This window comes from Paenarthrobacter sp. 10N417 (assembly GCF_056394745.1).
Window position 1 is genome coordinate 278,578 of the sequence record NZ_JBFTIL010000004.1, and the last position, 23,834, is coordinate 302,411.

20 protein-coding genes and 1 pseudogene are annotated in these 23,834 nt (G+C 60.8%); 10 read left to right on the forward strand and 11 right to left on the reverse strand.

Translation table 11 applies throughout. The features are described 5' to 3' along the window. Positions 1-92 precede the first annotated feature (92 nt). Genes AC1DCM_RS07230 through AC1DCM_RS07245 form a run of 4 tightly spaced genes read left to right on the forward strand, consistent with a single transcriptional unit; the run spans position 93 to position 5,140 of the window. Positions 93-1,505 carry an FAD-dependent oxidoreductase gene (locus tag AC1DCM_RS07230; protein WP_477517786.1) on the forward strand — a complete coding sequence of 471 codons (1,413 nt, stop codon included), beginning with the start codon at positions 93-95 and terminating at the stop codon, positions 1,503-1,505. Beyond that, positions 1,489-2,844 (forward strand): MFS transporter, encoded by a 1,356-nt coding sequence (locus tag AC1DCM_RS07235; protein WP_477517787.1) that lies wholly within the window; start codon positions 1,489-1,491, stop codon positions 2,842-2,844. Before AC1DCM_RS07230 ends, AC1DCM_RS07235 begins: the two co-directional genes overlap by 17 nt. Next, complete coding sequence (locus AC1DCM_RS07240; protein ID WP_477517788.1) at positions 2,834-3,628, forward strand: IclR family transcriptional regulator; 795 nt, start codon at positions 2,834-2,836, stop codon at positions 3,626-3,628. The genes AC1DCM_RS07235 and AC1DCM_RS07240 overlap by 11 nt, the downstream gene beginning before the upstream one ends. Positions 3,629-3,640: 12 nt before the next feature. Continuing rightward, on the forward strand, positions 3,641-5,140 hold the full coding sequence (locus AC1DCM_RS07245) for an aldehyde dehydrogenase (protein WP_477517789.1): 1,500 nt from the start codon (positions 3,641-3,643) through the stop codon (positions 5,138-5,140). 18 nt (positions 5,141-5,158) lie between these two features. On the opposite strand, the gene AC1DCM_RS07250 is transcribed toward AC1DCM_RS07245, so the two are convergent. Together AC1DCM_RS07250 and AC1DCM_RS07255 are read right to left on the reverse strand one after the other, a co-directional pair. Then, positions 5,159-6,952, reverse strand: a complete 1,794-nt coding sequence (locus AC1DCM_RS07250; RefSeq protein WP_477517790.1) for an FAD-dependent oxidoreductase — start codon at positions 6,950-6,952, stop codon at positions 5,159-5,161. 113 nt (positions 6,953-7,065) lie between these two features. Then, positions 7,066-8,367, reverse strand: coding sequence for an MFS transporter (locus tag AC1DCM_RS07255; protein WP_477517791.1), 1,302 nt, complete (start codon positions 8,365-8,367; stop codon positions 7,066-7,068). A 188-nt stretch (positions 8,368-8,555) separates the two neighbouring features. On the opposite strand from AC1DCM_RS07255, the gene AC1DCM_RS07260 reads away from it, so the two are divergent. Together AC1DCM_RS07260 and AC1DCM_RS07265 are read left to right on the forward strand one after the other, a co-directional pair. Continuing rightward, entirely contained in the window at positions 8,556-9,410 is an 855-nt protein-coding gene (locus AC1DCM_RS07260; RefSeq protein ID WP_477517792.1) for a sugar phosphate isomerase/epimerase family protein, read from the forward strand. A gap of 5 nt (positions 9,411-9,415) precedes the next feature. Next, positions 9,416-10,201 carry an SDR family NAD(P)-dependent oxidoreductase gene (locus AC1DCM_RS07265; RefSeq protein ID WP_477517793.1) on the forward strand — a complete coding sequence of 262 codons (786 nt, stop codon included), beginning with the start codon at positions 9,416-9,418 and terminating at the stop codon, positions 10,199-10,201. On the opposite strand, the gene AC1DCM_RS07270 is transcribed toward AC1DCM_RS07265, so the two are convergent. The 6 genes from AC1DCM_RS07270 to AC1DCM_RS07295 all read right to left on the reverse strand — a co-directional run bounded on the left by AC1DCM_RS07270 (position 10,198) and on the right by AC1DCM_RS07295 (position 16,518). After that, positions 10,198-11,199, reverse strand: a complete 1,002-nt coding sequence (locus AC1DCM_RS07270) for a LacI family DNA-binding transcriptional regulator (protein WP_477517794.1) — start codon at positions 11,197-11,199, stop codon at positions 10,198-10,200. The two genes, AC1DCM_RS07265 and AC1DCM_RS07270, sit on opposite strands and share 4 nt — an antisense overlap. Positions 11,200-11,242: 43 nt before the next feature. Then, the gene (locus tag AC1DCM_RS07275; protein WP_477517795.1) at positions 11,243-12,604 is read right to left on the reverse strand and encodes an MFS transporter; all 1,362 of its coding nucleotides are present in this window, start codon (positions 12,602-12,604) and stop codon (positions 11,243-11,245) included. Positions 12,605-12,650: 46 nt separating this feature from the next. Beyond that, positions 12,651-14,123 (reverse strand): NAD-dependent succinate-semialdehyde dehydrogenase, encoded by a 1,473-nt coding sequence (locus AC1DCM_RS07280; RefSeq protein ID WP_477517796.1) that lies wholly within the window; start codon positions 14,121-14,123, stop codon positions 12,651-12,653. Next, the gene (locus AC1DCM_RS07285; RefSeq protein WP_477517797.1) at positions 14,120-15,247 is read right to left on the reverse strand and encodes an alcohol dehydrogenase catalytic domain-containing protein; all 1,128 of its coding nucleotides are present in this window, start codon (positions 15,245-15,247) and stop codon (positions 14,120-14,122) included. Before AC1DCM_RS07285 ends, AC1DCM_RS07280 begins: the two co-directional genes overlap by 4 nt. After that, the gene (locus AC1DCM_RS07290; RefSeq protein ID WP_477517798.1) at positions 15,244-15,525 is read right to left on the reverse strand and encodes a hypothetical protein; all 282 of its coding nucleotides are present in this window, start codon (positions 15,523-15,525) and stop codon (positions 15,244-15,246) included. The genes AC1DCM_RS07285 and AC1DCM_RS07290 overlap by 4 nt, the downstream gene beginning before the upstream one ends. 189 nt (positions 15,526-15,714) lie before the next feature. Beyond that, positions 15,715-16,518, reverse strand: coding sequence for an N-acyl homoserine lactonase family protein (locus AC1DCM_RS07295; RefSeq protein ID WP_477517823.1), 804 nt, complete (start codon positions 16,516-16,518; stop codon positions 15,715-15,717). A 148-nt stretch (positions 16,519-16,666) separates the two neighbouring features. Between AC1DCM_RS07295 and AC1DCM_RS07300 the strand changes: the two genes are divergently transcribed. Beyond that, positions 16,667-18,439 carry a helix-turn-helix domain-containing protein gene (locus AC1DCM_RS07300; protein WP_477517799.1) on the forward strand — a complete coding sequence of 591 codons (1,773 nt, stop codon included), beginning with the start codon at positions 16,667-16,669 and terminating at the stop codon, positions 18,437-18,439. Positions 18,440-18,478: 39 nt separating this feature from the next. Here AC1DCM_RS07300 and AC1DCM_RS07305 read toward each other — a convergent pair whose 3' ends face one another. Beyond that, complete coding sequence (locus AC1DCM_RS07305) at positions 18,479-19,399, reverse strand: ROK family protein (RefSeq protein WP_477517800.1); 921 nt, start codon at positions 19,397-19,399, stop codon at positions 18,479-18,481. A 53-nt stretch (positions 19,400-19,452) separates the two neighbouring features. Further along, complete coding sequence (locus tag AC1DCM_RS07310; RefSeq protein WP_477517801.1) at positions 19,453-19,674, reverse strand: hypothetical protein; 222 nt, start codon at positions 19,672-19,674, stop codon at positions 19,453-19,455. Between the two features lie 137 nt (positions 19,675-19,811). Between AC1DCM_RS07310 and AC1DCM_RS07315 the strand changes: the two are divergent. From AC1DCM_RS07315 to AC1DCM_RS07325, 3 genes and pseudogenes are all read left to right on the forward strand, one after another. Next, a pseudogene (locus AC1DCM_RS07315) lies at positions 19,812-19,979 on the forward strand (TetR/AcrR family transcriptional regulator); the annotation flags it as partial. A gap of 9 nt (positions 19,980-19,988) precedes the next feature. Beyond that, positions 19,989-20,387 carry a TetR-like C-terminal domain-containing protein gene (locus AC1DCM_RS07320; protein WP_477517824.1) on the forward strand — a complete coding sequence of 133 codons (399 nt, stop codon included), beginning with the start codon at positions 19,989-19,991 and terminating at the stop codon, positions 20,385-20,387. Between the two features lie 267 nt (positions 20,388-20,654). Further along, the gene (locus tag AC1DCM_RS07325; protein WP_477517802.1) at positions 20,655-22,271 is read left to right on the forward strand and encodes an MFS transporter; all 1,617 of its coding nucleotides are present in this window, start codon (positions 20,655-20,657) and stop codon (positions 22,269-22,271) included. A 343-nt stretch (positions 22,272-22,614) separates the two neighbouring features. Here AC1DCM_RS07325 and AC1DCM_RS07330 read toward each other — a convergent pair whose 3' ends face one another. Then, complete coding sequence (locus AC1DCM_RS07330; protein ID WP_477517803.1) at positions 22,615-23,832, reverse strand: serine hydrolase domain-containing protein; 1,218 nt, start codon at positions 23,830-23,832, stop codon at positions 22,615-22,617. Positions 23,833-23,834 lie beyond the last annotated feature (2 nt).

Consider the following 23,834-nt stretch of genomic DNA (forward strand, 5'->3'; position numbering starts at 1 on the left):
ATTTCTTGACTTAAAGCGCAAGAGCTGATGATCTAGTGGTGGGAATCACAGCAAAGCGTTTCGGTGAACGAAATGCAGAAGGAGAAAGTGCAATGAAGCAGTTTCAGCCCAAAGACCTCATCGTCGTTGGATGCGGCGCAGGAGGTCTTTCAGCTGCAGTGAGTTTCTTGGAGAACCGGCCCGAAGCCGAGGTCGTCATTCTTGAGCGCGCTGCCCGTGAGGACCGGGGCGGCAACACCAGGTGGACGAAGGGCTTCTTCCGGCTGCAGGAAGACGGCAGCCCGACAGAAGACTTCGCAGAGCGCATCGATCGATACAGCCTCGGCCAGGCAGATTCCGCCATCGTGGAAAAGCTCACCGATGAAGCTCAGAAGACTGTTGCGTGGGCGCAGAGCAACGGTGTTGAGATGGGCTTGGCCGAGACATACTTCTTGACGTCCAAGGGAAGCCGGATGATGCCACGCGGGGGAGGAGCTGCGGTCGTGGAGGCATTGGCCGCACGTTTCGAACAACTCGGCGGGCAAATTGAATATCAGGCCACAGCCTTGGACCTGATCATCGAGGAAGGCCGAATAGCGGGCCTGTCTGGACTTGATGCAAGTGAGGTAGAAACTTCGTGGCGGGCACCGGCAGTCGTACTGGCCACCGGCGGCTTCCAGGGAAACAAGGAACTCCTTGCCCAGCACCTGGGCGAGCGTGGTCGAAGCCTCGAAACGATCTGCCCTGGCGGGACCAACAACCGCGGCGAAGGCATCAGCATGGCCCTGAAAGCCGGCGCTGGCCAGGCCGGCCAATTCGACATGTTCCACGGCGAGCCCAGCGACCCGAGAACGACCAAAGCCGAGGCCCTGGTCATGATCTACCCCTACGGAATCCTGGTCAATAGAGAAGGCCGACGATTCCTGGACGAAGGCAAAGATTCCGTAGACGAGACCTTCGAGGACGTCGCCTACCACATCTGGAGAGATGCCAACCAGCAGGCCTACTTGATCGTTGATCAACTGCTTCTGCAAAGCGACTACCAAAAAGCAGTGCTTTCAGAAACTGAACCGATTCTTGCCGACTCCATTGAAGAACTGGCAATTTCACTGGGCATCGAACCCTCGGAACTTACGGCAACAGTGCAGACCTACAATGCCGCCTGCCAACCCGGTCCCCTCGATGTCACCGTAAAGGACGGCGTCGCAACCCAAAACCTCAACCCACCCAAGTCCAATTGGGCCCGCCCGATCTCGAAGGGCCCATTCGGTGCCTGGCCGATGTCATCGGTCATCACCTTCACCTTCGGCGGTGTCAAGACGGACACGGCGGGGCGGGCGGTGACCACAGCCGGGGTGCCAGTCCCCGGCCTTTACGTGGTCGGTGAGGCCGCTGGCCTGTACCACCACAGCTACCCAGGTGCTTCGTCAATGCTGCGAGCCATGGTCTTTGGCCGGTTGGCAGCTGCAGACGCCGCCGCGAAACACATCGGAAATTCGAAGGAATCTTATGCGTATAACGTCTAGCTCCACGGCCAACACCCCTCAAATCCAAGCACGTAGGGCCACGATGGCGAGTTTGGTTGGGACAAGCATTGAATGGTACGAGTTCTTCATCTACGGCACCGCCGCCGCACTCTATTTCGGCCCGCTCTTCTTTCCCGGTGGCGATCCTGCAGTCGGACGGCTTCTGGCGTTCGCGAGCTTCGGCGTTGCGTTCATAGCCCGTCCGCTGGGGGCCATCGTTTTTGGGCACCTAGGCGACAGGATCGGTCGTCGGGCAACGCTGATTGTCACGCTGTCACTCATGGGTGGTGCGACAGGGCTCATCGGCCTCCTGCCTACCTATGCTCAGGTCGGGGTCCTGGCTCCGGCGCTTCTTGTCACCATGCGTTTCCTTCAAGGGTTGGCGGTGGGTGGAGAGTGGGGTGGCGCCGTTCTGATGTCGGTCGAGAATGCCCCGCCGGGTAAAGTGCGCTTGTATGGTTCCGCTCCCCAGATGGGTTCTCCCATCGGCCTCATCACTGCTACTGGTGTCATGGCTTTGGTAGGGCTGATGCCACAGGCGGACAGACTGGCATGGGGTTGGCGGCTCCCGTTCCTCTTTGGGTTCGTGCTGGTCATTATCGGCTTGCTGATTCGGCTCGGCGTCGAGGAATCCAAGTCGTTCGTGAAGATCAAGGAACGCCATGACCAGCCCAAGGTCCCGCTCGGTCAGCTTTTCAGGTACGCCAAGCTCCCAATGCTCATCGGCGTTGGCCTGCAAGCGTCAGTGAACGTTGTCTTTTACATAGTCGCCACCTATTTCGTGTCCTACGCTGTGAACGTCTTGAAGATGCCTCAGGGAACTGCGTTGCTGATCGTCATGCTCGCCGCTGTGGTTGATGTCATCGCTTTGCCTCTGTTGGCCTCATTCGCCGACAAAGCCGGGGTTGCAAGGGTGTTCGGGACAGGCGCTGCCGCAGCAGTCCTTATGGGATTCCCGTTCTTCTGGGGCGTGAACTCAGGCAATCCCATCCTTATCTTCGTCTCGATCGCAGCCGGACTGGTCATCGCCCATGCCACTACCTACTCCGTCCTGTCCTCGATGATTGCCGAGCTGTACCCGGCACATTTCCGCTACTCGGGGACCGCCGTCACCTACGCGGTCGCTGCTCTCGTGTGGAGTGCGCCGACACCGATCATCGCCGAAGCGCTTGTCTCGGGCACGGGCCGCTGGGAGACACTGGTAGCGATGATGGCTGTTGCGGGAATCGTCTCGCTCCTGTCCCTGTATGGATACCGGCGAATCGCCTACCGTCGCAATATCCTCGGCTACGAGGAAGCCAAGACAATGGAAAGAGGAACCCCCGAAAATGTCCACTGATGCAGGAACCGAATCCGCCCGTCGTGTCGCAGACATCCTTATTGCCCTGGGCGACGCCTATGGACCTATCGGCGTCAACGAATTGGCGCGGCGGGCTGGTATTAGTCCTACTGTGGCGCACCGCATACTCCGAGCCCTCATGTCACGGTCCCTGGTCGCACAGAACCCTGCCAGCCAGCAGTACTCCCTCGGGCTGGGAGCCGCGTTCCTCTCCAGCAACCAGATGACCCGTAACTCCTTCAAGGACCTTGCCCGTCCAACGCTTGAGCGCCTCGGTGCGGAAACAGGTCAAACTGCCACGCTCAGTGTCCTGGGAGGACTTCGAAGGATGTACGTAGATCAGGTTCTTCCCGATTCGGAGATGAAGATGTCGGTGGAATTGGGACGCCCGTACGGTCTTCATCTCGGCTCGACGGGTCGGGCGATCCTGGCCGGCCTTCCAGACGCCACCATCGACAAAGCCCTCGAGCTTTCTCCCTGGGGTGACGCGATGACCCCAGAGCCCTTCGACAAAAAAGCCTTCATGAAGCGCATCGAGGAAGTTCGCCAGACGGGTGTCGCTCTTTCCCGCGGTGAACGTATCCCGGGGGCAGCCGGTGTCGCCGCGGCCATTCACGACATCACGGGTCGAGTTACGGGCGCCGTGAACATCCTCGGACCCGTTCACGAATTTACCGATGTGAAGGTGAAGGAATTCCGCCGCGCCGTACTAAAAGCCGCCAGCAACATCGAGGAAACCGTGGCCGCAGAGCTGGACCAGCCAGCCGCCGACCAGGTTCTTTAGAAAGAGATCAACATGTCGAACACAATCCTTGCCCCCGAAATCTTCCAAATGCACATTGCCGGCCAATGGGTCACCGCGGAATCCAACGAAACATTCGATTCCATCAACCCCTACACCAATACACCATGGGCATCAGTCCCCGAAGCCACAGCCAGCGACGTAGACAAAGCTGTCCAGTCCGCACGGAAGGCTTTCGAATCAGGTCCCTGGGCCAACTTCACCCCAGCAGGCAGGGCAGCCCTGCTCAGAAAATTCGGTGACCTCATCCTGGAAAACGTGGACGAACTTGCCCGCGTCCAAGTCATGGAAAACGGCAAACTCATCCGTGAAGTTCATGGACAAACCCGCGCCTTGGCCAACCACTGCTATTTCTTTGCCGGTGCAGCCGAAAACATCACCGGCCAAACTCTGGCCAGCAGCGTACCGAATTTCCAGGTGTACACAGTGCGAGAGCCAATTGGTGTCATCGCCGCCATAACTCCATGGAACAGCCCGCTGGCTTTGTTGCTCTGGAAGCTCTGCCCCGCCCTCGCAGCTGGCAACACTGTGGTCATCAAGCCATCAGAAGTAACTCCTGTATCAACATTGGTATTGATGCGCTTACTGGAAGAAGCCGGCCTGCCAGCTGGAGTAGTGAGCGTCGTGACGGGGCACGGAACCGTCGGAGCAGCACTCGCACAGCACCCACTAGTGGACAAGATCGCCTTCACCGGGTCCACGGAAGTCGGCCGCCATATCGCGGAAACAGCCGGACGCCAGCTGAAGCGGGTGTCACTGGAACTCGGCGGCAAATCTCCCAACATCCTCTTCGCAGACGCTGACATCGACAACGCCGTCAACGGAATAGTCGCCGGCATCTTTGCTGCATCAGGTCAAACATGCATGGCCGGCTCCCGCGTCCTCGTGCAGGACAGCATCTACGACGAAGTCGTTCAAAAGTTGGCGGATAAGGCCAACCAAGTCCGCCTGGGAGATCCACTGGACCAGCAAACTGAAATGGGCACGGTGGCCTGCCAAGCACAGTTCGACAAAGTTCTCTCATACGTCGACATTGCCAAGGACGAAGGCGCCCGACTCGTCGCCGGGGGCTTCCACCCCAAAGACCCCGGACTGGATCAGGGTTTGTTCGTCCGACCCACGGTTTTCGCGGACGTCCATAACAACATGAGAATTGCGAGGGAGGAAGTCTTTGGCCCCGTTGCCGCCGTCATCCGCTTCAAAGATGAGGAGGATGCTGTCAGCATCGCCAACGACACCAACTTCGGCCTCGCAGCGGGGGTCTGGACAACAGACCTCGCCCGCGGAATCCGTATGACCAGAGCCCTCCGGGCTGGAACCGTATGGATCAACAACTACAGGAAGACAAACTACATCGCTCCATTCGGCGGGTTCGGGGACAGCGGCCTGGGCCGGGAAAACGGTCCCGAAGCCATCTACGAGTACACCGAGACGAAAACGGTGTGGATCGATCTGGGCAACAAAATAACCGACCCCTTCAACCCGAGGGCGTAGGAGCCTGAAGAAGTCCAGCTACCTGCGGCTCTTTGTGCTGACCGTGAATGTCGACGTCCCGTCATCTTCGTAGTCGCTGACGCCGGCCAGGTTGCGTCCGGCGATGTATCCGAAGGTGAGGGCGGGGCCGAGATTGATGCCGCCGGCGGGGTAGTGGCCACCCATGACTGAGGCTTGGTCGTTGCCGGCGACGTAAAGTCCGTTGATGGCTCGCCCTGCAGTATCCAAGGCACGCGCGCGCGGATCGGTGGCGAGACCCGCGAAGGTGCCGAAGGAGCCAGGGAGAACCTTGACGGCGTAGAACGGACCCTTTTCGAGGGCTCGGAGGGATGGGTTGGGGGTGTTCTTGGGGTCTCCGCCGTATCGGTTGAATTCGGTGGTTCCCCGGTTGAATTCGGGGTCGATGCCTTCGCGGGCGTTTTCGTTGAAGTCCGCCACGGTTTGTGCCAAGGCTTCAGGGTCGATGCCGCAGGCACTGGCCAGTTCTTCGATGGTGTCGCCTTTTTTCAGGTAGCCGGAGCGGAGGTAGGGGAACAGGGGGACGGGCAGTGGTTTGGCCATTCCCAAGGGGAACTTGCGGACGTAGGCGGCGTCGGCAATTTGCCAGGCTTCGACCGGTTCGCCGTCGGGTGTTGCTTTGAGCATTCCTTCGACGTAGTCGTAGTAGCCGTTTGCTTCGTTCACGAAGCGTTTGCCGTTGCGGAGCACGCCGATGCTGCCGGGTTTGGCCCGGTCCATGATGTGGGGGAATGTTCCTGTGCGGCCGTTGCGGTAGGGAACCAGGGAGACCGGGCACCAGGCGGCGGGCGATGCGACGCTGGTATCGAAGCTTGCCCCTACGGCCTGGGCCATCGTTATGCCGTCGCCAGTGGTTTCCTTGGGGGCCAGGGTCCAGTGTTCATTGCCAGTGGGGGTTTTGGGGAATAGTTCAGCGCGGCGTGCCACGTCGTTGGGGAAGCCGCCCGTGGCGAGCACGACGCCGCGCGACGCGTTGATGGTGTAGCTTCCGTCGGGTGAATGTACGACGGCGCCGCTCACCTTGCCTTCCTTATCGGTGAGTAAGTGTTGGGCTGGTGTGGAGACGCGGATGTCAACACCAAGATCGTCAGCTGATTTCAGGAGCCGGGCGGTGAGGGCGGTGCCATTGACGAGTTGCATGTTGCGACGGTGGACGAGCAGATCCAGAACGTGGAGTCCCACCCGCCATGTTGCGTGGAGCAGGCCCTGGATGTTGCCCTGGGATGCCGAAAGGAATTTAGTGAGGTCAGGTCCGGCCATGATGCCCATGCCCAGGAACGAGGTTTCGTAGAGCTGGTGGCGCGCCTTTGAACGTAGCTCGGGCTTGATATTGCGTGCATTGAGGGGTTTGGGGCCGACAGAGCGGTTTCCGGTGCCCGCGCCAGGAGTCTGGCCATAGATGTCTTTGATCTTGGCCCCGGGGACGAATTGGAGGCTGGTCTTGTTATGGAAGAACCCAACCATGTGGGGGACTGCTTCAAGGAAGGCCTCGATCCTTTCCGCGTTGTAGTTCTTGCCGAGGCGGTGGCGCAGGTAGGTGCGGAAGAGTTCGGGGTCCTCGTTGATTCCTGCGGCCGTGGCCAACGGGTTTCCAGGGGTCCAGGCCCAGCCGCCGGACCAGGACGTGGCACCGCCACAGACGTGCGCCTTTTCCACGACGATGACTTTCAGCCCGTGGTAGGCCGCTGTGACCGCAGCTGAGAGGCCGCCTGCGCCCGATCCGATGACGAGGACGTCGCAGTCGAACGTGGTGCCGGAGGTTGCGCTTGATTCGATGGTTTTGGTGGTCTTCACTCGGTTCTGGCCTTCAATGTTGTTTGTTGGTCTCGTGTACGGGCTGGAGGCAGGTGCGCGGTGGCACGCACCTGCCTCCTGTCTGTTGCTGGGGGATGGGTACTGCTTTGGGTTTAGCGGTGTTCTTTGTTGGCCCACTTATAGGACCAAAGGCTTGAGACCAGTGCTATGAGGCAAAGCCCTGCAAGCAGTGCTGCTGCCGGGACCCAGCTTCCGCTGCTTGCCATCAGGGCGGTGGCGATCAGGGGAATGAAACCGCCGACGGCGCCAGCCAGTGCGTAGGCAAATCCTGCGCCGCTGTATCGGATCCGGACGTCGAACATGTCGGTGAACCACGTTTGCTGGACGCAGGTGGAGATATTGTGTCCGAGGTTGATCAACGCGACGAAGCCAAGGATCATCGGGACCAGCTCACCGCTTTCTAGGGCCGCGAAGAACGGGGCTGCTGCAAGTGCTGCGGCCAGTGGGCCGATGATGTAGAACCATTTCCGGCCGAACTTGTCCGCGAGTCGGCCCCAGAGGGCAAGGAAGGGAATGGCCAGGACCATGGCGACCATGGAAGCGGTCAGGACGGTTGAGGACGGCGTGTCTGTGAAGTTCTTGACGTAGGCGAGTGAGAACGTGAAGCCCATGTAGAAGGTGCTTTGGTCCACCATTCTCATGCCGATCACTGCCAGGATCTTTTTGGGGCTTGTCCGCAGGGCTTCGGCCAAGGGTGCCTGGGCGGCTTTCTGTTCTTCCTTGGCTGCGGCAAACTCCGCTGATTCCGGCACGCCTGCCCTGATCCAGAGGCCGACGAGGGCGAAGAGGATGCTGATCACGAATGGCAGCCGCCAGCCCCAGGCGAGGAACTGTTCGGGGGTGGTCATGGCGGTGACCAGCGAGAACGCTGCGGTGCCGAGCAGCAAGCCGACGAATGAGCCGATCTGGACGCCGGTCGCCAGGAAGTTCCGCTTACCTGCGGGTGCGTTTTCCACCGCCATCAGGGCGGCTCCGCCCCATTCCCCGCCGACAGCCATTCCTTGGATGGCCCGCAGGGTCACCAGCAGGATGGGCGCGGCGACACCGATGGCAGCGTAACCGGGGAGCAACCCGATGGCCGTGCTGGCCAGGCCCATCATGATGACGGTGATGAAGAGCATGGTGCGGCGGCCGTACTTGTCACCGAAGTGGCCGAAGATGGCCCCGCCCAGTGGGCGGAACAGGAACCCGACGGCGAAGGAACCCATGGATGCCAGCAGGCCGGCAACTTGGTTATCGGACGGGAAGTACAGGGGACCGAAGACAACGGCAGCGGCTGTGCCATAGAGAAAGAAGTCGTACCAGTCAACGACTGCGCCGACTGTGCTGGCCAGTGCTGCACGGCGGCCTGCCCTGGCGCTGATCGTTACCGGGGGATGGGTGGGAGTGCTCATGGCGGCAGTGCTCCCTGTGCTGGGGGTTTGGGGAGTCGTCATTGCGGTTCACCGCAACCTTTCTGTAGCTCGGCACCTTTGCCGGCGAGTGGGATAAGTGCTTTAATGACTACGCAGTCATTTAGTGATTTTGATCATACGCGCATCGTTGGATCGCGGTCAAACACCCATTGAGCAGGACGGAAGTTATGAACAGAACCATTGGTCTGGCCCACTTGTCAGCGTTGCATCTGAGTCCGCCCGAACTGGTCCAGGCTGCGGCTGACGCCGGCTTCACCTCTGTCGGCATCCGCGTTTACCCGGCGACCAAGGGCGAATCGACCTACCCCATGGCGGTTGGCTCCACCATGCTTGTACACACGCTTGATCGTCTCGCAGGGACGGGAGTGGCGGTGCGTGATGTGGAGGTATTCACGCTCAACGGGAATCGTGGACGCGCCGAATGGGAGCCCGTGCTTGAAGCGGGAGCTGCTCTGGGTGCGAGTGTTCTGAACGTGATCGGAAGTGATCCGGATGGGGGCAGGCTAAGGGACAGCCTTGCGGCGCTGGTCGAAGATGCCCGCGCGTTCGGGATCAGGCCCTCCGTTGAGCCGATCTCCTACCAGCCCCTGGCAACCGTGCCTGCGGCGGGATTGCTTGTCCAGCAGACGGGATGCGGAATCATGCTCGATGTTCTTCACTTCGTGCGTGCCGGCGGTCGGATTGCGGAACTGGAGGATCTGCCTGCAGGGGCTGTGACTGTCATCCAGCTGTGTGACGGCCCAGCCGACACCCCGGACTTGCCGGTCCCGCGTGCCATGCCCTTGGGACAGGACGTCAACGGATCCCCCCGGCAGATCGAATCCCGGTCAAAGAGGCTAGCGCCAGGGGAGGGTGTCTTCCCCCTTGGGGAGATCCTGGACCTTTTCCCGGACACGCCGATCAGCGTCGAAGTCCCTGACGTCCTGGCCGTCGAGGCGCATGGCACATTTGCCCACCTCCAACACCTCCATGAGGCAGCCGCAACGCTGACCCGAACCTCCCTGAAAACCGAAACGAAGTGAACACCATGAGCGAACTTACCCAAGAAAAAACAACCCGAACCGCCACCCCGGAGACCTATTGGCCCGGTCGGTTTCAGGACCAGGTGATCCTGGTGACCGGCGCCGCCGGCGGCCTCGGCTCGGACACCGCGGACCGGCTGGCACGCGAAGGTGCCACAGTTGTATGCACGGATGTCAATGCCGGCGGCCGGGGTGATGGCAGCAGTCCGTCGAACTGCATGGCCCTGAATGTCACCCAACGGCAGGACTGGGACCATACTGTGCAGGCCGTTCTGCAGCGGTACGGCAGGGTCGACGGGGCGCTCTTTGCCCATGGCATCCAGGGACCGGAGGTTCCCGTGACGGAGATGCCGGCAGAAGGATGGGCCAGAACCCTGAGCGTGAATCTGGACGGCTGCCTCCACGGTCTGGCCAGTATCCTGCCGGTCCTCACCAAGCAGGCCTACGGCAGGATTGCCATCCTGTCATCCATTTCCGCGCGTGAAGGGAATCCGCACCAGGCCGCCTACTCGGCTTCCAAGGCGGGCCTGGTCGCACTGGTGAAAACGGCAGCGAAAGAGGTGGCACCTTACGGTGTTACGGTCAATTCCATCGCCCCGTCCATGATGAAAACCCGGCTCCTTCAGGACCTGAGCCCGGAACGAAACGCCCAACTCCTTGCCAAGGTTCCGATGGGAAGAGTCGGGCTGCCGGAAGAATTCTCGGCTTTGGCCTCATGGCTGCTATCCACCGAGGCCAGCTACATGACAGGCCAGACACTGGACCTCAGCGGCGGCCGCAACACCGCCTAAGCGGGCGGGCCCGTCGTCCCCCGCACCTGCATATGGACGGGAAACACCGTCTTCATCGTTTCGCTGGGAGGCTCACCTTCTATCCTCCCAGCAAGACGGTCCACTGCCAGATACGACATTTCCGGGATCGGCTGATGCACAGTGGTGAGGTTGATGAAAGCCCACCGCGCCGGCCCGGAGTCATCGAACCCCACCACGGAAAGCTGCTGGGGAACACTGATCCCCAGTTGCGCAGCGGCGTCCAACACGGCAAACGCCAAAGCATCCGTCACGCAATAAATTGCCGTCGGCCGGTCCTGGGTATCCAACAACTCCAGCGCGGCCCGGACCCCTTCTTCATGGGTTAGTCTCAGATGCCGAATCCAGTCCTCACGAACCTGAAGTCCACGCCGTCCCATGGCCGCCCGGAACCCGTCCTCACGGTCCCGGCCATTGGACCGGTCCCTCAACGTGGTCAGGAGGCCGATGCTCTTGTGCCCCAGGCCTTCGAGATGGGCCACGACGAGCTCGCCAGCGCGTCGGTCATCGGCAAGGACCGCCTCGACCTCAACAGTCGTATCGTCACGGCTAAGCAAAACCGCCGGTGTCCCGCGCTCCAACACCCTGCGGACGGCGGCAGAAGATTCCCGCGCCGAAACAAAAATCATCCCGTCCACCGTTGCACTGTCCAGGACATCAACTGCCTCAGGGTCAGGTGAAATGTCCGGGTCCCGGATGAGGACCATCCGATACCCGCGCTCAAGAAGCCGATTCTGCAACGACTCCACAATGACCGGATAAATAGGGCTGGTCAGGTCAGCAACAACCACACCGACGGCGTGTGTCCGCCGCGTCACCATCATCCGGGCAGCGGCATCAGGCACGTACCCAAGCTCCCTCGCCACCGAAAGAATCCGCGCTTTCGTAGCAGGGGCAACGGATGGATGGCCCCGAAGGGCACGGGACACTGTCGACTGCGACAATCCCAAATGACGGGCCACGTCAACGCTGGTTACCATTCCACCATCGTATTTCACCAGATCAGCTCGGATCGCGGGTCCTTCACCGTGCGGTCAATTGCCGTGCGGCCTTGTCTTGCTGGTTCCGTGGTTCTGCGGTGCCCTGACTGAACTTCTTGCGGGTTTCGGGTGCGAGGAGTGCGGACACCACCGTGATGATCCCAATGATGCTGAAGTACAGGATCACCCATCCTGGTTCACCATTCCCGGCGTTCAGGAGGGCGACGGCGACCAGCGGCGCGACGCCACCGGCGAGCACCGAGCCGAACTGATAACCCATGGAGGCTCCGCTGTAGCGCAATTTAGTAGAGAACAGTTCTGCAAAGAAAGCTGCCTGTGGCCCATACATGGAGTTGTGGAAAACAGCGAGGCCAATGATGATGGCGAGGGTTGCCAACAACGCACTGCCTGTGTCGGTCATGACGAAGTACAACGGGAAGAACAGGAGTCCTCCTATGGCGCCGACAAGGTAGACGGGCTTGCGGCCGATTTTGTCGGAAAGGATGGCCCAGAGTGGGACGGCGATAATGCCAATCGCAGAGGCGATAAGTACCCACATCGTTCCCTGGTTGGCGCGGTCGGTCCCGAAGGTCTTCATGATGTAGACCACGGAGAAGGTGGTGTAGAGGTAATAGGCGGAGTTTTCTGCCAAACGCATTCCGACGACGAGCCAAATGCCCTTGGCCTCTTTCTGCAGTGCCTCACCCAAGGGTTTCTGCGAGGTCTGCTTGGCCGCGACGAGTTCTTTGAAGTCGTCGGCGTCCTCGAGCTTGGAACGGACGATCATGCCGGTAACGATCAGGAGGACACTGAGCAGGAACGGTATGCGCCACGCCCAGGCGTCGAAAATGTCGGCGGGCACTGAGGCTTTTACGGCAAGGACGCTGGAATTGGCGAGCAGCATTCCGGCGGGAACGCCCATCTGGGTGAAGCTCCCGAACAAACCACTGCGGCCCGCAGGCGCGTGCTCGATGGAAATAACTGCCGCTCCCGCCCATTCTGCTCCTGCCCCGAAACCTTGCAGCAGGCGCAACATCGTGAGCAGGACGGGAGCCCAGAATCCGATCTGGGCGTAGGTCGGCAAGAGTCCCATGGCAAGGGTCGCGACCCCCATGATCAGGAGGGAGAGAACGAGCATGGGTTTCCGGCCGATCTTATCTCCGAAGTGACCGGCGAACATCCCCCCGAAGGGGCGGGCCACGAAACCCACCGCGTAGGTGACAAAGGCAAGAAGGAGACCGGTTGCTGGGTCTTGTTCGGGAAAATACAGTCTGCTGAAGACCCCGGTCGCGGCAAGGATGCCAAAAATGTAGTAGTCATACCATTCGATGGTTGTGCCGACGAAGCTGGCGAGTGGCACACGCCAGGGGGTCTTTGTGCTGATGGATGTGCTGGGAAGCGTCATGGGATTTTCTTTCAGCTTGGTACAAGGGAGTTGGCGGGGGAGTTGGTCAGGCGAAGGGGTTGGACAGTCCGATGTAGACGGTCTCGAGGAATTCCTCGATTCCTTCGGCTCCGCCTTCACGGCCGAGGCCTGACTGCTTGACACCGCCGAACGGCGCTGCGGGGTTGGAGATGATGCCCGAGTTCACACCGAGCATGCCGGTCTCGAGTTGTTCGGATAGGCGAAGGACCCGGTTGATGTCGCGGGTGAACACGTAGGAGATCAACCCGTAGGCGGTCGCGTTGGCGAGGTTGATTGCCTCTTGTTCGTCGTGGAAAGGAACAATCGGGGCCACCGGTCCGAAGATCTCCTCTGTTAGTGCACGCGCCTCGGCCGGCACATCGGTGAGGACGGTGGGTTCGTAAAAGTAGCCGGGTCCGGGCAGCATCCTTCCACCGGTGAACACGCGTGCCCCCTTACTGACAGCGTCATCGACAAGGTCTGCGACTTTTTGGCGGCTGTGCTCGTCAATGAGCGGTCCGATCTGAACTCCGGCCTCCGTCCCGCGACCGAGTGTCATTTCGGACATTCGGGAGGCCAGACGCTTGGCGAACACATCGGCAAGGCTGAGGTGAACGTAGAACCGGTTGGCCGACGTGCAGGCCTGTCCGCCGTTCCGGAGCTTGGCTGCGATGGCACCTTCAACTGCCGCGTCGAGGTCTGCGTCGGCGAACACCAGGAACGGTGCGTTTCCACCAAGTTCCATGGAGGTTCGAAGCACGGTCCCCGCTGCCGCTTGCAGGAGGCGGACCCCGACTTCCGTGGAACCGGTAAACGAGAGTTTCCGCAACCGGGGATCTGCGATGAGGGGACCCGTCACAGCTCCCGCCGAGGATGTGGGCACCACGTTGAGCACACCTGCCGGCAATCCTGCCTCGTGCATGACCTGCGCGAAGAGGAGCGTCGTCAGCGGTGTCAGGGCCGGCGGCTTGATCACCATCGTGCAGCCGGCCGCGATTGCAGGAGCGACTTTCCGTGTCGCCATCGCCAAGGGAAAGTTCCACGGAGTGATGAACAAGCAGGGGCCGACCGGTCGCTTCGTCACCAGAAGGCGCGAATTCCCGTCCGGCGATGGGGAATACCGGCCCGAGATGTGGGCTGCTTCTTCACTGAACCAGCGGAGGAACTCTGCGCCGTAGGCAACCTCGCCGCGAGCTTCAGTAAGGGACTTGCCCATCTCCATTGTCATCAAGAGAGCGAAGTCCTCGGCGCGGGCAGTGACGGCTTCGAAGCCGGCTCGGAGGATTTCGGCGCGGCTGCGCGCGGGGGTGCTGGCCCAGGCAGATTGGGCTGCCGCAGCCGCGTCGAGTGCTGCCAATCCGTCCACAGGGGATCCATCGGCGACGGTGGTGAGGACTTTCCCGGTGGCAGGGTCTTCAACATCGAAACGTTGCCGTGTCGCGGCGTCATGCCACTTTCCAGCATTGAAGACCCCGGTTGGTAAGGAGTCCAGCAGGGAGATTTCCGAAGCCGCGTTCACCGGGGATCTGCTTCGGTTGCCGCAAACGTGATGATTTGTCGCACTGCGAGGCCGTCCGCGAGGTCGTCCATGGCTTGGTTTACTTCCTGGAGGGTGATGGTTGATGAAATCAGTGCTTCGATGGGTAGCCGCCCCTCACGCCAGAGCTGCGCGAAGGCGGGGATGTCACGGGCAGGGACGGCGGAACCGAGGTAACTGCCAATGATCGTGCGGGCCTCGGCCGTGAGTCCGAGCGGCTTGATCGCCGCTTCCGCAGTTGGTGCTGGAAGGCCAACGGTGACGGTCCGGCCACCTACGCCGGTCAGTGCCACGGCAGTTTCAAAGGCTCTGGCGTTACCGGCAGCTTCGATCACGATCGGCGCCTTGAGCCCTGCTTCGAAGGCCTGACCGGGCGTGTAGACCGCGCTTGCGCCCAGAGCAGTCGCTCGTTCGAGCTTGTCGACGACCGCGTCCACTCCGATGACGTCCCCTTTTCCGAGGGAAACCGCGGTGAGCAGCGCCGCCATTCCGACTCCGCCGAGACCCACCACTATGGTGGTTTCTCCCTCTTCGGGCTTGGCGGCGTTGATGACTGCCCCGCCCCCTGTGAGCACGGCGCATCCAAGGACTGCGGCGATCTCCGGCGGGATGTCGTCGTCAACAGGCACCAGTGAGCGCCGATCGATGACGGCGTGGGTTGCGAACGCGGACACACCCAGATGGTGGTAGACATCCTGCCCGCCGCGATGCAGGCGTGTTCCACCCGAAAGCAAGGTTCCCGCATTGTTCGCTCCCGAGCCGGGCGTGCAGGGCAGTCGCCCGTTCGTGCGGCAATTGGCGCATTCCCCGCATCGGGGAAGAAAGGCCATCACGACCCGCTGGCCAGTGACCAGGTCCTCGACTCCAGGCCCCCAACTGACGACACGGCCGGCAGCTTCATGGCCGAGCAGCATCGGTAGCGRTCGAACCCGGTTGCCGTCCACGACGGACAGGTCGGAGTGGCAGATTCCTGCGGCTTCGATTTTGATCAGGACCTCACCTGGGCCCGGCGGATCGAGTTCGAGTTCGCTGACGGTGATAGGACGGGAGACTCCGAAAGGCCTTGGGCGGCCGATCTCTTCCAGGACTGCTCCGGTTATTTTCATGGTGTGGCTTTCATGTCGATGTTTCCCCGGGTCGGTGCGGGGTGATGGGAATGTGGGGTTGCTCCTTCGGCGATGGCCGAAGTTACCGCAGTGGCGATGTCGTCACCGGCACGCAGTGGGCGGCCTGAAAAGATGCCTTCGTGCGCGAGGATGGGGCGGCGGTCACCGGCCAGTTCCGGGTAGCGTTCTTCGAGTGCTTCACGGCGCTCGGCAACTCGGTGCCAGTGCGCGATCGTTTCGCGGTCGCCCTGTCCGACCGCGTTCCAGCTACGCGGCATCTGCTCCCGGGAGGGTCCGGCGGACGCGAGCCCTCCAATGTTTAGCCGAGAAGGGCGCTTACTGGTCTTAGCCCCACACCCTGGACAGGGCGGGTTGGCTGATGTCATTGTCGCGAGGCCGGCCTCGAAGTGGTGCCCGTTCTGGCAAGCGAAATCGTAGAGGATCATGTGCTCTCTCCCAGCGCCGGCTCAGCTGTAAAACCCATCGGGTGCATATCGCAGTGACCTGGCCTGTTCGCCGTCGTGGCCGAAGATAACCTCCGCCCCCGTCCGGTCGGCGATGGCCCGGAGTTTTTCGACAGACTCAAGCCAGCGAACGTTATCCCAAACGATCGCCGCACCCACGGCGGGAGGCCCCCAACTGTCCGCAAGGTACACCGCGTCCGAGGTGAAAATCTTCGTCCCCTCGTTCTTGAGATCAAGCTGCAACGACATGGTTCCCCAGGTGTGGCCCGGGGTCTCTATTGCCTTGACGCCGGGCACGATCTCCACGTCGCCGCTGACCCCTTCCAGATCGAGCGACTCGTAGTCCGAGACGATGTGCGCTCCCTTCGAATAGCCTTCAATGGCACGTGCGCCAGCGATCTCGGCGCTGTTGGCGATGATCCGGGTTTTGCCGTTGTCGAACATCGAGGCGTTTGCTGCATGGTCGAAATGCAAGTGTGAGAGCACCAGGATGTCGATATCATCCGGTGTCAATTCCAGCTGAGCCAGAGAAGAGTCCAGATAGCCCGGTCCGTCCACTGGCTCACGTACCGGAAAGAAGTCCTGAAACCCTGTCGGCGCCCATCGCTGCTCCCAGTCACGGGGAACGCCCGTGTCCCACAGAATCCGCCCCTCAGGATGCTCGATGAGCACAGCATGGGTGGGGCATTCGCCCCAGACGACAGGCTCCTCTTTGTGGTGCCGGTCGCGGATAGTCCGCCCACCTTTGAGCAGGAGCCAAGTCAGGTCGGTCTCCATGACCCCGGTGGACAGAATATGGACCCGCATATCAGTCACAACAACCTCCTTGTTGTTAGCGGCAACTTTTACCGTTCCCCCACTCTGCAGGTTCATGGGAACCAAAACCATGGTGGCAAGGGATATATAAGTGGCGAATGCATAGCCTGAAGTGACATATGGCGCTTAGAATCACCGTATGACCGAGTCCAGAATCCAGGAATTCAGGGCACCGGGGGACCCGGAAATCCTCATGGCCGCCACCGAGAGCTCGACGGATCTGGCAAGCGTGCGCGATCGTACGCTCATCCTCAAGGGGATCCTGCGCCGCACCCGTACGCTTTTAGGCGCCGACATGGCATACCTCAGCCTGAATGACCTGCCTGCCGGGGAGACGTATATCCATGTCACGGACAACGTGCGTACCGAGGAATATCGGAACATTCGCATGCCCTTGGGCACCGGGGTACTTGGAGCCGTCGCCACCGGCGGTTCAACCGCCTCCACTCTTGACTACCTGGCTGACCCAAACATGAACCACATCCCCGCAATCGACCAGATCGTCGCCCTCGAAGGAGTAAAGGCGATCGCCGGGGCGCCGCTTAGGGTAGGTGGTCGGATCGTCRGTGCCCTGCTCGTCGCACATCGTACGCCGGCCAGCCTTCCGGCTGCCGGGCAACGGGCCCTTGAGCACATGGCAGCCCAAGCCGCCCTCGCACTCGAACAAACCCGCCGGGGAAGTGAGATTACTCAGCTTAGGGCGCTGATAGGAAGTACAAATACGAGCAACGCCGGCCGGACCCGGGAACTGGAAGCAATGCTCGCACTCGATGAGCGGCTGATGGGGAGTATGGTCGCCTCCGTCAACGCGGAGGGCGTCATTGCAGTGCTCGAAGAAGCAACGGGGCGGCCCCTGGGACTGTTTGACCCGGCAGGACGTCACCGCTTCGGCTCCGTGACGCTGAACAAGCCCGCACTTGAAAACTGGGGTGTGCAATCGGCAATCAACACGTCCCTGCACGGCGCAGGTGCCGCGACGGTGCGCCACAAAGGTGATGCCTACACGGTTGTCGCCATCGCGGCCGGCAACGAGCACCTGGCGACATTGGTCATGAACGGTACCGCCGGCAAAGAGATCGCCTTGCTTGAGCGGGGTTCGGTGTTTGTGAGCGCAGCGCTACTGTTCGAACGCACCCTCGTCGATGCCAACAACCGCGCCCAATCAACGCTCATGGAAGATCTGCTTGCCAGCCGAACCGAGGACCAGGCTCATGCTGTGAGAGCCAGGTTCGTCGCCTACGGCATTGAACTCCGCAATAAGATCGCCGTCCTGGTCATCCTGGTTGATCCTGCGGTACGGCACGCTGCCCTTGCGATAGTGCAACAGAGACTTCGAAAAGCTCCAATGCTCATTTCGTCCCACATGGGCCACATCTGCGTCGTGACGACGTCGAGCGCGGCAGCCTTGGCCGAAGAACTGGACCAGATCCTGCATGAGGATGGGCTGTCCGCAGTAATTGGGCATGCAACAGCGACCGGCGGCACCATCACCAGTGTCCGTGAGGCCCATAATGAGGCCTCAGAAGTGGTTACGGCCGCCAAAGAACTCGGCTGGCGACGCGGGTTTGCCGACCTCAACGATCTGGGTATTGCCGGAATCATGCTCAGCCATGACAGCGCTGCAACCGCAGCGCGGATCATCGAACGAACGCTCGGCCCTGTTCAGGACTACGACCGGGCGCACCGAACTGAACTGCTTGGCACGCTCTGGGCATACCTCGAGACCGGGAGTCGTCTCCAAACCACGGCTGCGCAGCTGCACATCCACCAGAACACCGTTAAGCAACGGCTCGAGCGGATCGACTCCCTGCTCGGCCCGCAGTGGCGAACGCCGTCACGCCGCGTCGACGTGCACTTCGCGCTGCGGCTTTGGAAACTGACCCCGCAACGACTCCACGAACCCCTCCGTTAGTATTCCGTGATGGCAGCCCATGGACTTAGGAAGAACCAGTCACAAAATTGCCCTGGCGTACAGCGCTGCTCCGATCAATCCTGCGTCTTGGCCAAGGGTTGCTGGGAGAATGTGGGGGCGGCGATGAAAGGTCAGTAGTTCCTCGACCGCTTTTCGTAAGGGGACAAGCAAGGCTTCCCCCGCTTGGGAGAGTCCGCCACCGACGACGAAGACCTCCGTGCCCAGGATGCTGATGCACTGGCTGATACTGAAGGCCAGTGCCTGTACTGCTTCTTTCCAGACTTGCTGGGCGACCGGGTCGCCTTTGGTGGCGAGAGAGAGTACAGCTTTCGCGCCGTCCACCGTGTTGCCGCTTATTGCTGTGTAGCGGTGTGCGATGGCTCCTGCTGAACCGAGGGCTTCAAGTATGGTCGTTCCGCCGGAAGGGTCCGGGACCAGTGCGTGGCCTATTTCCCCGGCGTAGCCTCCGGCGGTCACGGGTTTGCCGCCGGAGAACACTGCGGCGGCAATTCCTGTGCCGATGACAAGGACTGCGGCATCGTGGTAGCCGGGTGTTTGGTGCATGTGTAGTTCGGCTGTCCCTGCCGCGGCCACGTCATGGCCGAAAGCCACGGGCATGCCCAGCCTCGACTGCGCTTGGGTGGTAAAGGGGAAATCGCGCCATCCTAGATTGGCGGAGTAGATGCCGGTCCCTGTGGCAGCGTCTACGATGCCCGGTACCGTTAGCCCTGCTGCATGGACCTCCGTGTGGGGGTGTTCTGCTTGTAGCTCGCGGGCGAGCTCTGCGATCCGGTCCAGTATTGTCTCTGCCGGTTGTGTTGGGTGCAGTGGGGTGGCTACGCTGCGGGAGCCCCGCACGTCGCCGTTGGTATCGATCAACGCGGCTTTGATGAACGAACCGCCGACGTCGAAGGCCAGGACTGAGGCGTGTGCTGCGCCAAGTGACACGGGGGATGGCATGGGTGTCCTACTCTTTGTCTTCTCAATGGTGGAACGATTTGGGGATGGCGGGTTTAGACGGCGCCATAGGACAGTCCTGAGATGAGCCGGCGCTGGAAGATGATCGCGAGGACCAGGATCGGGATTGTTCCCACCGTTGCCGCGGCGGCCATCTGGCCGAAATCTGTTCCCGCGATCGAGATGAAGAAGTTGACGGTTGTCGGGAAGGTGCGGGCGTCGATGGACGTCAGGAATTGTGCGAACGCGAATTCGTTCCAGGTCTGAATAACAAGCACGTCCCCCTGGCCCGTCAGGCGAAGGCTCAGCGGGTACTTCGAACAGCGCAAACGCGACCTTCATGACAGCTCGTCAGAGTGCTGCCGGACTATCGTGAACGTTTCGTATTGGATGGATCACGTATTAGAGTCATCGTATGGCGATTAGAAGCGAGCAGAGTCAAAGAGCGATCCTCGACGCCACCATGGCGTTGCTTGATGACAGAAAACCTGGTGCCTTGACCGTCCAAAAGCTATCGATTGAGCGTGTCGCCCGGGAGGCGGGCGTAAGCAAGACAACGATTTACAGGTGGTGGCCCAGCAAGGCTGCGGTCGTGATTGACACCTTCCTCGACAACCACATCGCGCGTACTCCCATACTGGAGGATGTTCCGGCGATCGAGGCACTCAAAGAGCATCTTGGCTCACTGGCTGAGGTTTATGGCGGCCGTGAGGGCCACCTCGTCGCCCAGCTGATCGCGGAGTGCCAGTACGATCCGGCTGCCATGGCCGAGTTCAAGGACCGATTCTGGAATCACCGTTTGGAAGCCGCGCTTGCCCTCATTGAGCGGGCGGTCCAGGAGGGGTCGATCAGGAGTGACATACCTGCCATGGTTGTGACTGAACTTCTCTACTCGCCAATCTATTTTCGGTTGTTGCTTCAGACTGGACCACTAGACCGAAAGATGACGGACCAGACGCTAAGGGCAGTGCTGGAAGGCGTCCGCGCATAGCTGGATAAGGAACAAACACAGGAAGGGATTGGCGCTGACAGCGTCAATCCCTTCCTCTTTGCCTGCCCGGGAGCCCGCGCCCGAAGGCGTAAATCACGCCAGCCCTCGCCAGCTGCATCTGGGATAGCCCGGCCGGGTTTGGCAGACAGGCCCGCCCTTGAGGCATTGTCAATACGATACGAACCGTATATATTCGGGCTGGGGCGTCGCGCTGCATCGGCCCGGCGGGTTTTACGTCACCCATTTCCGTGAACAAAGGAGTTCCACGTGACTTATCCGAATCAACTTGGCAAACCATCGAATCAAGGTCCTGAGCCGTACCCGCCCGGCATCCAGGTTCGTGTGGGCGCGACCCTTACCGCAGCCTTTGCCGCACCGTTCGTCTCCTCGATTGCGAACGTCATACCCGGATCACTGAACGGTGTTCTGCAGCAGCACTTTCACGCCCACGCTTCGCAGCTCACCTGGATCACCGCAGCATTCCTGATTCCGGTTGTCGTCTTCGAGCTAACCTTCGGAGCCATCGGTGACATCTTTGGGCGAAAGAGGCTCATGTATCTGGGGTCGCTGCTCCTTCTGGCTGGAAGCGTAGCCTCGGTGTTGGCTCCGACGGTTGAAGTGATGTGGCTTGGCGCTGCACTGAACGGCCTGGGTGCGGGCGCGTTGTATCCGACGTCGTTGGCGATGGTGGCCGCCGTCGTGCACACACCAGTCCAGCGGACCCGAGGCATCGCGGCCTGGGCAGGATTTCTCTCCCTTGGCGGTGCCATCTGTCCCATCATTGCCGGGGCGTTCGCAAACGCGGGCTGGTGGCAGGGCGGCTATGTGCTGATCGCGGTCGGCGCAGTGATTACGCTTGCTTTGGTTATCCGGGCAACGGATTCGTCGGCGCCTATGGGCCGAAAGCTGGATCTTCCCGGACAGGTGACGTTTGCAGTGGGCCTGACCGTGGCCCTTTGGGCGACAGTGCAGGGATCCGAGGTCGGCTGGAGCCAACCGGAGATCATCATCGGCTACCTCGTCGCGGCTGTCCTGCTGGCCTCTTTCATCATCATCGAATTGCGAACACCTTCGCCACTGCTGCACCTGGGCATGTTCAGGATTCGTTCATTCTCGATTGTTGGCATCGTAACTGTGATCGGTACCTTTGGATTTCTCATATATTGTTTCTCCACCAGCGTTTGGCTTGGCGTGCTGCAGCACCAGAATGCGGTCTACATCGGGGTCATTTGGCTCGTGATGCAGGGCCCGTCCTTCGTCTTCGCCCCGGTCGTTGGCAGGCTCCTGCACTCCGTCAGTCCACGGTGGCTTCTCAGTCTCGGGTTCGCGTTGATCGCCGTTGGTGGCTTTATCGCGGTCGGATTTGACCCGCACGACTTTGACTGGACGAAGTTCTTCCTTCCGGGGGCGTTCATCGGTGTTGGCTGGGCCCTGACCATCGCGTCCATTTCGGAGGTATCTGTGAACACCGTGCCGAAGTCCCTTGCCGGGATGGGCAGCGCCACGACGAACCTTGTTCGCGATCTCGGTTTCGCGCTCGGCCCGGTCATTGGCAGTGCAATCGCTTTCGGGACGGCCAACAGCCAGCTGATTCCAGCTTTGGGCGCGCTGAACCTCCCGGCGGAGCAGGCAGGCCCGGTTCTGGGTATCGCCCAGGCCGGTGGAGCAATTGCCGTCAATAGTGTTCCCACCCTCCCGGCTGGTGCGCACGAGGTTGCCCTGACGGTATTGGGCAGTGGATTCCAGTTGGCCTTCCTGATCGGTGCGATCGCTGCCGCTGTTGCAGCAGTGGTCACACTCATCGGCCTCGCTGGCATGGACAACCAACCGGCGGTCGAAGAGGTTACAGCCAAGGACCTGCAGCCTCTGGCCGATCCCGTCTGACGTTACTTCCCAAGGCGTCTCATCGGTCGCCCACGGCGGGTTTGCGTTTACCGTCGCTGCCACCGCGAGCACCTACCCGGATGAGGCAGGTGTTGAATCTGACTGTCATAAAGGGTGCGGGAAGCCTGAAACCAGGTTGCTTTTTGGCTCGAGATTTGTCCGGGATATCGACTTCTCCGATGATGACGACCGCGACGACCAGCCGACGACGGCGGCGAAGTCCCGCCGTCGTCGGCTGCAAGGTCCTCTGGAACCTTCTTGAGATGTGGACGGAAAGCGGGCTACCTTGCGGGAAAGGCTGCTCGCGAACCAGAGAGTGAACTCCGCGACTGCCGAAGGCAAGTCAGCTGGTACTGCTGTGTTCCAGGATGTTGACCATTTGCCTGAAACCTTCAGCATGCGTCTGGCTGAGTTCGAGCGCGACCGGCTGTGGGCAGGAGGAGAACTTCGCTATTACAGTGTCGCTGACAGGGTCAATCCAGATGAATTGGCCGTGAATCCCTGCAGCGTAGACCGTGCCTCGGCCATCTCCGGGTACCCACCATTGGTTTCGGTATGAGCCGTTGGGGTGGACCTGCTGATAGGCGCTTCCTCTCGCCAGTTGCGGGTCTCCGCCGCGCATCGTCTCTTTGATCCACCATGACGGGACTACCGTTTGCCCGTTGGCTTTCCCCTCGTCAAGCATTAGCTGTCCGATTTTTGCCATGTCCCGTGCGGTGCAGGCGATTCCTCCGTTCGCAAAGGCGAACCCCCCGGAATCGGTGGTGATGAGTGCATCATCGCTGGTCCCAAGCCGGGACCATAGTTCGTCCGAGAGGACTTCGGCGTATCGCTTTCCGGTGACGTTCTCAATGATCCATGCGAGCACGTCTGTACTAGCCGAGCAGTACTGGAATGATCTGCCGTGTTCGCCGGCAGGTTGGAGCCGTGTGAGGAATTCGTAGGTGTCCCTTGAATCTGTCTCGAGCTTTGGACGCCAGCCGGCGACCCTGTCCTGCTGCTGGACTTCAGCGTCTGCATCCAGGTAGTTCTCGCTGTAGCGAACGGCGGCGGTCATGTCGAGCACTTGGCGGACAGTCGCGTTTCCGTAGGCGCTTTCCTTCAGCGCCGGCACGTAGTGGCGGACACTTTGTTGGGTATCTATGAGTTCCTGGCCTACCAGGATGCCCATGGTGAGCGCGCAGATGGATTTGGAAACAGACATCAGGACGTGCCGGTCGTGCGGCTGGAAAGCGCCAAAGTAGCGTTCCATGACCACGTTCCCGTGCTGGAGGACCACGATGGCATCTGTGTGCGTGGATTCCAGGAACTGGTCAACACTGCGCCATTTCTCTGCGTGTTCGGTGGTGACTGGAGCGATTCCAGTAGGCGGCTGGGATGAGCTGTCCCGACGGATCGTTGCGGTGGTGATGAGTTCACTGATGTGAGCGAAGCCCCAGCGGTTGAATGGACTTTCCTGCCAGTTGTCCAGGGTGACGTTCCCGTTGAAGTCCTGGCCTGTGTAGCGGTCGATCCTACCGGGATTTGTAAGGAGGAAACCACTTGCTGTTGTCTCTGGCATGT

Bases quoted from the DNA above. Each gene is read 5' to 3' on its own strand.
- AC1DCM_RS07295 (WP_477517823.1), bottom strand. From the start codon at position 16,518: ATGCGGGTCCATATTCTGTCCACCGGGGTCATGGAGACCGACCTGACT.
- AC1DCM_RS07235 (WP_477517787.1), top strand. From the start codon at position 1,489: ATGCGTATAACGTCTAGCTCCACGGCCAACACCCCTCAAATCCAAGCA.
- AC1DCM_RS07230 (WP_477517786.1), top strand. From the start codon at position 93: ATGAAGCAGTTTCAGCCCAAAGACCTCATCGTCGTTGGATGCGGCGCA.
- AC1DCM_RS07275 (WP_477517795.1), bottom strand. From the start codon at position 12,604: ATGACGCTTCCCAGCACATCCATCAGCACAAAGACCCCCTGGCGTGTG.
- AC1DCM_RS07260 (WP_477517792.1), top strand. From the start codon at position 8,556: ATGAACAGAACCATTGGTCTGGCCCACTTGTCAGCGTTGCATCTGAGT.
- AC1DCM_RS07290 (WP_477517798.1), bottom strand. From the start codon at position 15,525: ATGCCGCGTAGCTGGAACGCGGTCGGACAGGGCGACCGCGAAACGATC.
- AC1DCM_RS07305 (WP_477517800.1), bottom strand. From the start codon at position 19,399: ATGCCATCCCCCGTGTCACTTGGCGCAGCACACGCCTCAGTCCTGGCC.
- AC1DCM_RS07330 (WP_477517803.1), bottom strand. From the start codon at position 23,832: ATGCCAGAGACAACAGCAAGTGGTTTCCTCCTTACAAATCCCGGTAGG.
- AC1DCM_RS07245 (WP_477517789.1), top strand. From the start codon at position 3,641: ATGTCGAACACAATCCTTGCCCCCGAAATCTTCCAAATGCACATTGCC.
- AC1DCM_RS07265 (WP_477517793.1), top strand. From the start codon at position 9,416: ATGAGCGAACTTACCCAAGAAAAAACAACCCGAACCGCCACCCCGGAG.
- AC1DCM_RS07240 (WP_477517788.1), top strand. From the start codon at position 2,834: ATGTCCACTGATGCAGGAACCGAATCCGCCCGTCGTGTCGCAGACATC.
- AC1DCM_RS07255 (WP_477517791.1), bottom strand. From the start codon at position 8,367: ATGAGCACTCCCACCCATCCCCCGGTAACGATCAGCGCCAGGGCAGGC.
- AC1DCM_RS07270 (WP_477517794.1), bottom strand. From the start codon at position 11,199: ATGGTAACCAGCGTTGACGTGGCCCGTCATTTGGGATTGTCGCAGTCG.